Below are 12,856 nucleotides of genomic sequence, written 5' to 3'. Positions count from 1 at the left end.
ACGACTTTATGGCTCATGTTATCATAACAGGCGGATCAAGCGGTATCGGTCTTGAGGTCGCCCGGATATATCTTTCCAAAGGTCATCGCGTTTCTCTGATGGCACGCAGAGCCGACATTCTCCAGAGCGCGAAAGAGAAACTGCTCACATCCGACGTCATAAAGCCGGATGCCATCTTCCTTGTCGCCGTTGACGTTTGCAACGAGATTGAAGTGGCAGCGGCCGTTCGTGCAGCCGAAGCGCAAAACGGACCCTGCGACGTGCTTGTCACCTCCGCCGGCCGTGTCGATCCGCAGTATTTCGATGCGCAATCGTCTGACGTCTTTGACGCGCAACTGACTGTCAACGTCTTCGGCACTGTCTATGCGGTTCGCGCAGTCCTTGCCGGAATGAAAGAAAGACGAAGCGGTCGCATTATGCTGGTATCATCAGGGGCTGCCCTTATTGGTATTCCGGCTTACAGCGCCTATTGCGCATCGAAGTCTGCTCTCACGGGTTTTGCCGAAGCCTTGCGGCTGGAAGCGCGAGGCTACGGTGTGTCCGTGTCCATCTCTTATCCACCGGATACATTGACCCCGCAATATGAACTCGAAATAGGTCTTCGTCCCCACGCAGCGCAAGTCATGATGGGCGCGGTGCGACCCTGGAGGCCCGAGAAAGTGGCGCAGTTGCTCGTTGATGGCACTGAGCGGGGAAAACGGCAGGTCCATTTCGGACTAACATTGAAGCTTTTGTCGTGTTTTGCAGCATTCATAAAGCCCGTCATGTTCTGGCGGCTTGCACGCGTGACGGCATAGTTTAACAGGGCTGCATGGACATGTTGATACATGAGGATCATCCGATCGCACTGACCGTCGCTTCATTTATCGTTGCTGCGATCGTCGTCTATCTGACGGATCCCTTTGCGATGCCACAACCAGTTAGGCGAAAAAGCCGTCTGCCGCATGGCTGGGGGAGGGTTCTCGTCGAGCATATCATGCGGCTGCCGATCATCCTTTTCGTGTTCTCAATTTTCTTTGCGATCTCGTGGCGCCCGCTTTATTGCTGCCTGGGAACCATCAGCTTTTTCGTAATTTTCACGGGAATATCGCGGGCGAAATACATCTTCATTCGCGAACCACTGGTGTTTTCAGATATTGCGCTCGTTGTTGACGTGTTCAAATACAAGTCGATTTTTTATGCGACGAATCTCAACATCGTCTTTTGGATCATTGCGCTCGGTTACGTCTTTGGCGTGACGGCACTTTTCATGGTCACCGAACCCGCCATCATTCCGCAGAGCTATACGCCACTGTGGATACTCGTTGGTATCCTTGTTCCAACCCTGTCCATCCTGTTGCTATTTGTGAAACCGATCGGCCATCTGGCCGCGACGATTTCCCAGAAGCTTTTGACGACGCTCGACGTAAAATCCAACACGACCCGGTTCGGCACGTTCACCTCTGTCAGCTATCATTTCATGATGTGGCTTGGCATGAAGCGGGACACCATTATCGAGGAAATCGCCCAAGGCCTTCAAAGTGTCATGAACGATATGCTGGGCGAGCCAAACAAGGACGCGCCGCTGTTGATCGTCTGGCAATCCGAATCCTTCATGGATCTGAGAAACGTGGGCGAACTTGACCTCCAGTTGCCCACCATCGATCTGCTGAAGGAACGCGCAGCGCAATGGGGGCGTATGACCACCGTGTTCGAGGGCGGCTACACCCTTCGCACGGAATTCGCCGTGCTCAGTGGTCTCCAACCCAATGAAGTTCATGCCGACGCCAGCTACCCCTATCTGCGGGCATCACATTATGCCGACGTCGTTTGGCCCAACAAATTGCGCAAGGCCGGTTGGCTGACGCATTTCATCCATCCCTATGACCGGACCTTTTTTCTCCGCCACAAAGCCATGCCAGTTCTCGGCTTCAGCGAGATGACGATGCTTGATGATTTTGATCATGTTCTGGAAAGGGATGGAGCCTACGTTTCCGATATGCGTCTGACCCAAAAGGTTTTGCATATCGCTGATAAGATCGACAAACAGCGATCCGCACTGCTTTTCGTGGCATCCATGGCCAATCACGGGCCGTGGGAACCCGGTCGTTGCGAGGGGCTGACAGACCCCGTGGATATCTACAAAGAGCTTTTACGCAAAGCGGACGAGGCGTTGGCCTATCTGATTGACGAACTGGACAAATACGACCGTCCCGTCTGGCTTGCTTTTTACGGTGATCATGCACCACTGCTCAAACGTTACGCCGATCCGTTCCCGGATCCTCGAACAGATTACTTTATCGTTCCGTTGGCAAAGGCCAGACAAGACAAACACAAATCCACGGCCTCACGCATCGAGGCCCCATGGACCCTTTTCGAAACGCTCCTGTGGCATGCCCATCTTTACAAGGAACGCTTCAAGTGAGTGATCAAAAGGCATTCCTCTTTCTCCAAGGGCCTTCGTCACCCCTATTTGCAAAGATTGCAGAGCATCTCACCCGCGCCGGTCATGCGTGTTATCGCATCAATCTCAATGTCGGTGACCAGATTTTCTGGAGACGCGGTGGAGCATCCAATTACCGCGGCAGCCTTGAAAAGTGGCGTGCCTATATACGTTCATTTATAGACGATCGCAGAATCGGCACCATCATTTTGCTCGGCGAAGAGCGCCCTTACCACAAGGAGGCCGTGCAAGCAGCCAAGGAGCGTGGTGTCGAAGTCGTCGTCATCGAGATGGGTTACCTACGGCCTGACTGGGTAACGGTGGAGCTGGATGGCATGTCATCCAACTCACGGTTTCCGAACGATCCAGATGTAATCATGAGAGCAGCAGCAGATTTGCCGGAGCCTGACTGGACACGGAAATATTCGCAGACGTTCCTGAACGAGGCCTTAGCGGACCTCGCCTATTATCTCCCATCTGTATTTTTGGGTCTTCTCTATCCGCGATATCGGTTCCACGGCCTGTTTCATCCTCTAGCGGAATATGCAGGCTGGGTTGGGCGGTTGGCAACGGCTCGGCATCGAGAAAAGGAAGCGCGTGTGTTGACTGAATCATTGCAAAGTGGCGGAGCGCCCTGGTTCGTCTACCCTCTGCAGCTTGAAACAGACTACCAGTTGCGTGCTCATTCGCCGTACAAGAGCCAGCGAGATGCGATTGCCCATGTGATTTCTTCTTTTGCGCACGCTGCTGATGGATCAGCAAGATTGGCAATCAAAGTTCACCCCTTGGACAATGGGCTGATTTCCTGGAGCCGGGTTATCCAGTCAGCCGCTGAGAAATTTGGCGTGGACGAAAGGGTTTTTTACTTCGACGGCGGAGATTTCAACGCCCTCATGACAGGGTGTCGCGGGGTTGTGACTGTAAACTCAACAGCGGCACTTTCTGCGCTCAGCCAGTCCATTCCGACGAAAACGTTGGGAGCGGCCCTTTTTGATATCGAGGGACTGACAAATCAGGGTTCGCTCGATGAATTCTGGCGATCACCAATAGTCCCCGATCCTGAATTGAGAAGGGCCTTCTTCCGCCTTGTGGCGGCCTCCATTCAAGAGCGAGGGAATTTTTATTCCACTGACGGTGTTGCGGCGGCGGCGCTGTCGATCTCTAGTCGCATGGTAGAAGACAGACTTAATGAACCGGGGGGCAACGCTGGCTGTAGCCCAAGACCGACGCCACAAAAAGCCAGCACTGGAGGGCGGTAGTTTCGGTGGCGCGGGCGGGGTAGGATGAAGGCTGCTAGGTAAAGGATATTTGAGTGCGGGTATGTTTCGGCACCTAAAACCAGTTACCAGTAATTTGGCTCTTAACTGTTGCCGTTGCGCTCAATCTGGATAAAAGAGTGCTCGTGTGAAAAGTTGCAAGGCGAGATTGGCGTATTACGCGTCCCCGCTCGTAAATATTGAGGTACTAGATATGGGTGAAACTTTGCAGCATATTTGGCTAAGAATAGGTACAAGTATTTCAAGACTTTTGAGCAATCTGGGGAATTTTTGTTTTTCTATCTCTGGTGCGCCCGGGCTGCGAGCGGCTGCTAAAAATTCGAAAGACGACAATTCAGATAGTAAATCTGCCGCATTTAATCAGTATGAGATGCGCTTGCCTCACGCGCAAAACGCTATTGACACCTTGGATGGCTGGACGTCTGCATTTCCAATCGATGGATTAAATGCAGGGAACACGCCGCTTTTCGCTGACGACAGAGTTATAGGTGCTCTCAATGCCTACGGAGCGGTGGAGGGTTTGCAACTCCTCGAAGTAGGGCCGTTGGAAGGTATGCATACCTTTATCTTGAATCAGCATCGACCAGCTAATATCGACGTCATAGAAGCGAACAAGTCATGCTTTCTGCGTTGCCTGGTTACCAAAGAAATCTTGAAGCTGGACCGGGCTTCATTTTATCTTGGGGACATTCAGGAGTGGTTGCGCGTCGTCGATCGGCAATATGACTTCGCACTTGCATCTGGTGTTCTTTATCATATGCCTGATCCTGGTGAGTTTTTGCGCTTGCTGTCGGTGCGCGCAAACTCCTTATTCATCTGGACACACTACTACGACGACACAGCGATGCCCGTGCAAGATGTACGGCGGAAACCGTTTAGCGGAAATGTCGAAACGCGGTCGGTCTCGGGTATGGATGTCAACTATTATGAGCGTAGCTATCAGCATGCTGAAGCCAACGCGTCATTCTGTGGGGGGATGAAAGATAGGCACTATTGGCTACAGAGGGATGAAATATTAGATCTTCTTAAACACCTAGGATATTCCGAGGTAGTCGTTCAGGATGAGTATCCGGAGCATCCAGGCGGTCCTTGTTTCTCGGTATTCGCGAGACGCTAACACGGTTGCTGTTATTGGATTGAATCATTGCTCTTCAACATGGAATATGATCATGGGGACCTTATCGAGGGATATGTCATCCCTGATGGCTTCTCAGATGAAGCTACTGTCGTCGTCACGACAGATGACGGAACGAGAATACTGCTACCTTGTGATCAGTTGCGGCCTGCAGTCGTTCAGTCTGGTCGGCACGCGACCGGACTGGTAGGTTTTCGCCTCGACACAAGTCTAATCGCGAATCTCCACCAACAGCAGCGCCTTTCAATTTACGACCTCAAGTCTGGGCTGCTGGTCTACAGGCGAGTACCTGAAGAATCGACCGTCAACCTGAAAATATTGCGGCTCGAACTGAAAATGCTGCCCATGATCAAATTGGACGCATTCTGCGGAAATCGTTTCCAATATGCGATCTCATCAGTTGAGAGATTTGGACACGAGACGACATTGCAGGTTCTTCATCTTTCATCAGTGCCATCTATATACATAAGCGGACGAGTTCTTTTTCGGAACTACGAAGATTTTCTTGATAAAGGGTTTCAAGCGATCACTGATGTTCCTGATCCCTATTACGAAATGGCCAGCAGGCTTTTCATCATAAAACGCCTTGCTAAAGACCCTGTCACCTTTGTGAGCGATAGAGATAAGCTAATACTTGCGCCGGCTGCTGAGCATTTTAGCAATGTAAACCTTGAAGATGGATCAGAGATTAAGCGCGCCTTAAAAAAGTCGCCTGATAAAGTGAGAAGCGTTCTGGCGTCACCGATTACACGGCAACTTGTTTGCACTTATCCCGAACAGCGGGTAACACGAAGAGATGTTGCCGCTGCAGTTGGAACGTTGGCGCGCTTCACGGTAGTAGGTCACGGAAATCAGGACGGGCATTTTCAGGATGTGTTGGGTGAATTAGTTGGAGTGTCTTCAATGGATGTACCGATTAACTCGACGTACAAGATTATCGATGAGATCGCTGAACGTTTGCGCGAAATTCCGATTGCAGAACAGCTCTTGGAGGAAGATCTGATTCTTGACCACTATTTGCGTGAAGCTGTAGCATAGTGACCTAAAGCCGGTGCAAGCAAATATGAGTAAAACCGACACTAAGATCGTTTCTGACTTGGGTAGTATTGAAAATCTCGATAGTCCCACTGAATCTAGATGGTTGCGATTGTCGGCCGGATTGACAACTAGATTAACAGCTAGAAAATCAAACCAAATCACACCGCTAGACAAAGCGGTTCGCACCACTGCTGACGATCGCGGCCCCCCGTGGATGGTTATAACGTTCTTTCTGATCGTTATCTTTCCTTCCATACTGTCATTACTGTATTTTGTTTTTGTCGCTTCTAATCAGTACGTAGCCGAAGCGCGATTTGCAGTGCGTTCTCTAGCAGAAGATAGCGCGACGGAGAACGTTGATTCTGGTCTTATGAGTATGCAGGCCTCATCGCAGGATGCGAACATAGTCACGAGTTTCATTCGTTCACCCGAGATACTTCGCCGTCTTGACGGAAAAATTGATTACCGGGAAATGTTTGCAAATGAAGACGCAGATTTCCTCGCGCGGTTCGATGACCAAGCCTCTAACGAGGAGTTTTTGGATTATTGGCTGAAGCACGTGTCCGCTTTCATTGACGGACCATCTGGAATTGTAACTTTGACGGCGCAAACATTTCGACCTGAAGACTCAAAGAAGCTCGTTAGTGCGATACTGGATGAAAGCGAGAAGTTGGTGAACGAGATGACGGTTCGCGCCCGTGAAGACATGCTTTTGAGTTTTCGAAATGAGGTGACGAGAACCAGTAAGACTTATAGTGAGGCTCTTACGAAAGTGAACAGCCTTCAAAAGCAGTCAGGCTTGTTAAGCCCAACTGAACAGGCTGAGCAGAAAAGCAGTTTGTTAACCGGTCTTCTGGCACAGAAAATGGATGTCGACGCACGGATGTTTGTCGTGAGGCAATCCAGTGGCGCAAATTCTCCGAGCTATCGGCAGCTCAAATTAACGCGTGAAAGCCTTGAGGATCAGATTGCAGATCTACGAAATCAACTTACTGGCAGCGAAGGTGCCTCCATTTCTAACGTTATTACAGAGTTCACCGCACTCGAAACAGATCGCTTGGTCGCAGAAAAGCTCTATGAGTCTGCGCGCAGAAACTACGACCAAGCTCTTTCCGCGGCGCTTAAAAAAGCACTTTACATCACGGTGTTCGTGAACCCAGTTCTTCCTGAAGAAGCGATTTACCCCAAGCGGCTCGTAGCGCCGTTTCTAATTTTTCTTGGCCTGGTTGTTTTGTGGTCTACGCTGGCTCTTGTTTGGGCCTCAGTTGAAGACCACAGGTTGTAGAACTGTTATGATTCGCTTTACAAATGTCTCGAAATATTTCAAGACACAAAATCACAAAAAGATTATCCTTGATAAAGTCAACATCGATTTCCATCGGGGATACTCCTACGGCATTCTGGGAGTAAATGGAGCCGGTAAATCAACAACAATGAGAATGATTGCCGGGACAATTCTTCCCAACTCGGGTCGCATCAGCAAGGATGTTAGGGTTTCTTGGCCGCTTGGCTTTGCTGGTGGATTTAACACTGACATGACGGGGAAGGAAAATCTCAATTTCGTTGCTCGAGCCTATGGCGAGGATGTTTTACGTGTCTCTCGTTTCGTAGAAGAATTCGCCGAACTTGGCGACTACATAAACGCTCCTTATCGGACCTATTCATCCGGCATGGCGGCTCGTCTGGCGTTCGGTCTTTCGATGGCAATTCAGTTTGATTGTTACCTTGTGGACGAAATTACGGCTGTTGGAGATGCGCGCTTCCAAGAGCGGTGCAGAGAAGCATTTGATCAGAGAAGAAAAAATTCCGATATCATAATGATCTCACACGGAATGGACACGATAAAGACTTACTGTGATAAAGCCTTACTTTTGGTTGATGGACGAATGATCTTCTACGACGATGTCGAGCATGCTATTGAAGCCTACTACCGGCTCAACCGATGACATCGACGCGACTCACGAACTGTAGCTGCTAGCGGCTCCCTTAAATTGGTATGGAGATTGGTGACTTCGATGTCGCAGCACCACGAGGAAATTAGGTCCAAGTCTTTGGTTAGCCTTGAGGCAAGCCGGAAAATATCTGAGCGATTGACCGCATCCGCGCGAAAATTACGGTTTTCTACATCCTCGCGCAGTAACCTTTACAAAGTAGTCGGCCTCAGACCACGCCTCTCTGATCGTGTCTTCACCATTATTCTGGTACTTCTGACGCTGGTGCTCTTGATTGCCCCGAACGTGCTGGCGATTGCTTACTACGGTCTGGTTGCATCGGATCAATATCAATCCGAGTCTCGATTTACAGTGCGCTCATCGACACCGGCTATGGGAAAAGACCAATTCGCTCGCGTAACGGGTATTCCCTCAGTAAAAATCGTGCAGGATACCCAAATCGTGATTAATTTCATTAAGAGTCACGAGATGCTGGATTTTCTTCGGGAGCAAGGTGTTGACGTCAAGGAGATTTTTGGCAGGGATTCGATCGACCGGTGGGCACGATTACCGAAAGACGCTAATGGTGACGAGGTCAAAAAATATTGGGATACGATGGTAGACACGTCGGTCAGTGCGGCCAGCGGGATTGTTATAGTAAAAGTTCGCGCGTTCACCCCACAAGACGCGGCTACGTTGGTTTCGGAAATACTTAAGGCGTCTGAGCTTGTGGTGAACAGAGTAAATGATCGCATCTGGCGAGATGTGACAGCCACTGCTGAAAAGAATTTCGAGGATTCCCGGATCGCGTTGGAAACAGCAAGGAAGACGATTGCAGAAGGCAGAAATCGTGATGGGGTATTGACGGTAGAGGGGAGTGCACAAGTCATAAATAGTCTTGTCACCTCTCTAGAGACCGATCGGTTGAAGCTGCAACAGCGGTATGATTCACAGCGTGCGGTCGTTTCCGATAATTCGCCTCAGATGCGCGTTCTCCTGCGCGAAATCCGTAGTAAGGAGCAACAAATCGCGGATCTCAATAAGCAGCTTGCAGGGAGTGGTGTTGGTGGAGACGCGCAAGGGCGAAACCTCGCAGATATTTCTCAAGATTTATCTCAGCTTCAACTGACACTGGGTCTCGCAGAGCAGCAGTTTTCCTCGAGCGTTAGAAGTTTGGAGCAAATACGCTTCATCAGCCGCCAACAGCTACTTTATCTGGATAGTTTTCTAAGTCCACGAATACCGGATGACGCTCGCTACCCCAAGCGGACTTTGTGGATTGTTATAACCATTGTGGGCAGCACGCTTACTTGGCTTGTGGCGCTTGGTGTAGCTAGCATAGTACGAAAACGGTTGATGCAGTGAGATTTACAGCGAGCGAAGCGCCTTTTTGAGTTGAGGTTCACGCTAAGACTGGCGATCCTCGGCCGTCCTTTCAATTTCTGGCAAGTTTCTGTTTGCAGGTGTGACTTTGGGTACTGAAATTTTAACTCGACGTAGATCCGTGGTGGATGCTCTGAGTGAGAAAAAGAACGTGATGAGAGCCGTACTCTTGCGCGATATGAGAACTCGTTTCTTTAACCATGGATTAGGCTTCTTACTCGTGTCTATATGGCCGCTTGCACACATGCTGATTCTTCTCGCGTTGTATTCGTTCGCGGGACGGAAAAGCCCCTACGGCGAAAGCTTGAATGTATTCTTCGCTAGCGGGTTGATACCGACCCTTCTGTTCATGTATGTCTCGCGCTTCATGTCCCTATCCGTGCTTCTTAATAAATCTATGCTCGCGTTTCCGGTCGTGACAGTCGTTGATATTATGATGGCCAGGGCGTTCCTAGAGATTATAGCGGCATTCTTAACGCTAATCTTTATGTTTATAATTCTGATTGCACTTGGAGAGTCACCATTCCCGGTTGATCCATATCAAGCCGTATACGCGTATTTGGCTTCTATCCTGCTTGCGATAGGTTGCGGATTTCTCGCCGGCGTGATGGTAATGTTTTTGCCATTTTTTGCTACAATTTATGCGCTTCTGATGGTTGTTATCTATCTCGCGTCAGGCACGCTTTTCGTTTCGTCGTCGATTCCAGACCCGATAGCCTACGCGCTATCTTGGAACCCGGTCTTCCATGCCGTGGAGTGGATGCGTTTGGCATACTATCCCGATTATACTTCTAAGTGGATTGATAAGACATATTTGATTGTTACTGGTTTGCTATGTTTGTGCATCGGATTGTTGCTTGAGAGACTGCTAAGAATGAAAATGCTTGAGGGTTGATACACAAATGGTTATAGAAATTGTCCCAAGTAGTGATCTATCGCGCGTTTCTTCGCCTCAAGGCCAGTCGTGGAGCGCAAATGGCGATGATCCTTTTTTCGATGTCCGCTACAATTTGGTCAGGGAACCCATATTGGTTGCGTGTATTCGCTCGCAAAGCGATGTACTGAATCCTCGCGTGTATTTTAGCGAGGGCCGCGGGTACAACGAAAGCAACACATTTACTGTTGAGCCCAACCGTAGTTTTGTCATAATCGCCGATATTGGGCGGCTCGGCATGATAAAAGCAATGCGCATCGATCCAGCCTCTTACCCTTGTGAATTTGATTTCACTGTTGAAATGTATTCAACCAGGGAGGCGGCCGAGCATATAATTAGCGATAGACTTTCATCGGACATGGCGGGTGCGACCGTTTGGGATATCGGGCGACTTCGTCGGTTTTATGTACCTATGCCTAACATACGACGCAAAACTGCGAAGTCCGATACAGCAAAATTTATTGCGGCACATTATAGTTTGGCAAAGTCAGTGCCTGCCTTGGTTCCAGATGAGGGCATATGGCTAAGCGTTGTCGTTCCTGTATACAATGCTTCTGAGCGCTACCTCGACGATTTAGTTAGATCATTTGAAGAACAGAAAATACCAGGTACTGAACTTATCCTTTCTGACGACGCGTCGACTTCGCATGAGACTGTCGAGTGGTATAAAAAGCGGGCCCTTGATTCTAACATGCACGTCGTTGTCAATGAGGCTAACGGTGGCATTGCAAGTGCAACAAATTTAGGTCTGAGTAAAGCGCAAGGCACGTGGGTCGCGTTTCTCGATCATGATGACATGATTGCTCCTCACGCATTTAAGATGATTTTAAAAACTCTGTTAGATAATAGACAGTTGGAGTTTTTGTATACTGACGAGGTAGTGGTCGATGATAAATTGATGCCTCTTGGCTTGATGTTGAAGCCCGCATACGACCCCGTTTTGTTAACGGGAGTAAACTATATAAATCACTTTTCTATTTTTCGTCGTGATCGTCTCAAGGAACTTGGCTATTTACGCTCTGGTTTTGATGGCTCACAAGATTACGATATGCTCCTTCGTTACCTCGAGGGAATACCTACTGAAAATGTCTTGCATTTGCCTTATCCAGCTTACTGGTGGCGGCGATCAAATCAAAGTTATTCCCAGCGATTTTTGGATAAGGCCACCAAAGCAGCAAGGACTGCTATTTCGGATCGGTTCGACCGCGAGGGCAGAAGTGTTACTGTGACGGAGGCTCTTACAAAGTCGCTTCATAAAGTGGACTTCCTTCAATCAGTAGAGTGCCAATGGCCCAAAATTTCAGTGATTATACCGAGTCGAAATGGCTATCAGCTGATAAATGTCATATTAGATGGACTATACAACAGGACAGACTACAACAACTTTGAGGTTATTATCGTTGACAACGGTAGTACCGACGACCGCGTGCTAGACCTTTACGATGTCTACAGAAGAAAATATGACAATTTTGTTGTAGAGATGAAAGATGAAAGTTTCAACTTCTCCCGCGCAGTGAATAAGGGCATATCAATGGCCTTGGGAGATCATTACCTTATTCTGAACAATGACATCGAAATTGTTGATGATGGTTGGCTGAAGGAAATGGTTTCTTGTTTTGAGTTTGCATCTACAGGGATCGTTGGTGCCAAACTCTTATATCCTAACGGGAGGATACAGCATGCCGGTGTGATCGTAGGCCTGGGCGGTTTTGCTGGACACTGGTATCTCAACAAGCCATCCGACTTTGGTGGTCCCATGAATCGGTTGCATCTCCGCAATTCTGTAACATGCGTTACAGGCGCAGCAATGTTGATATCACGCGAGTGCGCCGAAGCCACGGGCGAGTGGGACGAAATTAACTTTGCCGTTGCTTATAACGACGTTGACTATTGCCTTCGAGCGCGAGCTAAAGGCTTTGGCATTATTTGGACACCGTTTGCGTCCCTAAAGCATCATGAATCCGCAACTCGCGGTTCGGATCTTACTCGGGAACATCAGGCTCGGTTTTCCCGAGAAAAAGAGAATTTGCGAAAACTCTATAGCACGAATGTTTTTCACGATCCGACATCGAACCCGGGATATGGACGTTGGACCTCTGTGCCTAGCTTAGAGACCCCTACAGATATAGCGGAACCGCGTTGTTCGAAAATTAGCATACCGATTTAGTAATTCATGTCATCTACATTGTGTAGACTCGTGAGCGCAACCAGATCCCACGTTGCTCCACGAGTTCATGCATGAATGAGAGTTAATGTGCTGAACAGCATTACAGGATTTATGCTGAAGTAAGACTGATGTGCCACTTATCGCTGCAGTTCCGCTTTCTCAAAGGTAACCGCCCGATTGGCACCGCCTGCCACACGAGTCCTTGATGGCCTAAGATACGTGTTTAACGACGTCGTTAGCGACGTGTCTTATGCGGGGATTGCGATGCGCGTTGAAATTCTTGGGCATGAACGTCGGCGTCGATTGACCTGCCACTGCGAATTTCCTCCAGGATGGATTAGAGTCCGGCCCATTAAAGGACGGACGAATGAAGAAGCAGAGATTTACGGAAGAGCAGATTATTGCGGTGCTGAAGGAGCAGGAGGCAGGCGCGAAGGTGGCCGACCTCTGCCGCAAGCACGGGATTTCAGAAGCGACGTTTTATAACTGGAAAGCCAAATATGGCGGCATGGAAGTCTCCGAGGCGAAGCGGCTGAAGGCACTCGAGGACGAGAATGCGAGGCTGAAGA

At 49.2% G+C, this 12,856-nt stretch carries 11 protein-coding genes; all 11 read left to right on the top strand.

What is annotated here, in order from left to right:
- Positions 1-8: 8 nt before the first annotated feature.
- Positions 9-797: an SDR family NAD(P)-dependent oxidoreductase gene (locus tag RRU01S_RS16615; RefSeq protein WP_045231424.1), complete on the top strand. Its 789-nt coding sequence runs from the start codon at positions 9-11 to the stop codon at positions 795-797.
- Positions 798-817: 20 nt separating this feature from the next.
- Positions 818-2,404 carry an LTA synthase family protein gene (locus RRU01S_RS16610; RefSeq protein WP_412674298.1) on the top strand — a complete coding sequence of 529 codons (1,587 nt, stop codon included), beginning with the start codon at positions 818-820 and terminating at the stop codon, positions 2,402-2,404.
- Complete coding sequence (locus RRU01S_RS16605) at positions 2,344-3,681, top strand: capsule polysaccharide biogenesis protein (RefSeq protein ID WP_045231422.1); 1,338 nt, start codon at positions 2,344-2,346, stop codon at positions 3,679-3,681. Before RRU01S_RS16610 ends, RRU01S_RS16605 begins: the two co-directional genes overlap by 61 nt.
- A 211-nt stretch (positions 3,682-3,892) precedes the next feature.
- On the top strand, positions 3,893-4,816 hold the full coding sequence (locus RRU01S_RS16600) for a class I SAM-dependent methyltransferase (RefSeq protein WP_234936184.1): 924 nt from the start codon (positions 3,893-3,895) through the stop codon (positions 4,814-4,816).
- Between the two features lie 27 nt (positions 4,817-4,843).
- Positions 4,844-5,872 carry a hypothetical protein gene (locus RRU01S_RS16595; protein ID WP_045231421.1) on the top strand — a complete coding sequence of 343 codons (1,029 nt, stop codon included), beginning with the start codon at positions 4,844-4,846 and terminating at the stop codon, positions 5,870-5,872.
- Positions 5,873-5,897: 25 nt separating this feature from the next.
- Positions 5,898-7,157, top strand: a complete 1,260-nt coding sequence (locus RRU01S_RS16590; RefSeq protein ID WP_131367802.1) for a KpsE/RkpR family capsule polysaccharide export protein — start codon at positions 5,898-5,900, stop codon at positions 7,155-7,157.
- A gap of 7 nt (positions 7,158-7,164) precedes the next feature.
- Positions 7,165-7,818 (top strand): ABC transporter ATP-binding protein, encoded by a 654-nt coding sequence (locus RRU01S_RS16585; protein ID WP_045231420.1) that lies wholly within the window; start codon positions 7,165-7,167, stop codon positions 7,816-7,818.
- A 69-nt stretch (positions 7,819-7,887) separates the two neighbouring features.
- The gene (locus RRU01S_RS16580) at positions 7,888-9,168 is read left to right on the top strand and encodes a KpsE/RkpR family capsule polysaccharide export protein (protein ID WP_045231419.1); all 1,281 of its coding nucleotides are present in this window, start codon (positions 7,888-7,890) and stop codon (positions 9,166-9,168) included.
- A gap of 106 nt (positions 9,169-9,274) precedes the next feature.
- Complete coding sequence (locus RRU01S_RS16575) at positions 9,275-10,081, top strand: ABC transporter permease (protein WP_234936183.1); 807 nt, start codon at positions 9,275-9,277, stop codon at positions 10,079-10,081.
- A 7-nt stretch (positions 10,082-10,088) separates the two neighbouring features.
- Complete coding sequence (locus RRU01S_RS16570; RefSeq protein WP_045231418.1) at positions 10,089-12,287, top strand: glycosyltransferase family 2 protein; 2,199 nt, start codon at positions 10,089-10,091, stop codon at positions 12,285-12,287.
- Positions 12,288-12,654: 367 nt separating this feature from the next.
- The coding region (locus RRU01S_RS16565; RefSeq protein ID WP_045231417.1) for a transposase at positions 12,655-12,856 on the top strand (202 nt) is incomplete at its 3' end.

It is taken from the genome of Agrobacterium rubi TR3 = NBRC 13261 (genome assembly GCF_000739935.1).
GTDB lineage: Bacteria > Pseudomonadota > Alphaproteobacteria > Rhizobiales > Rhizobiaceae > Agrobacterium > Agrobacterium rubi.
The sequence above is the reverse complement of the archived record's forward strand: the minus strand, read 5'-3'. Positions and strand labels throughout refer to the sequence as shown.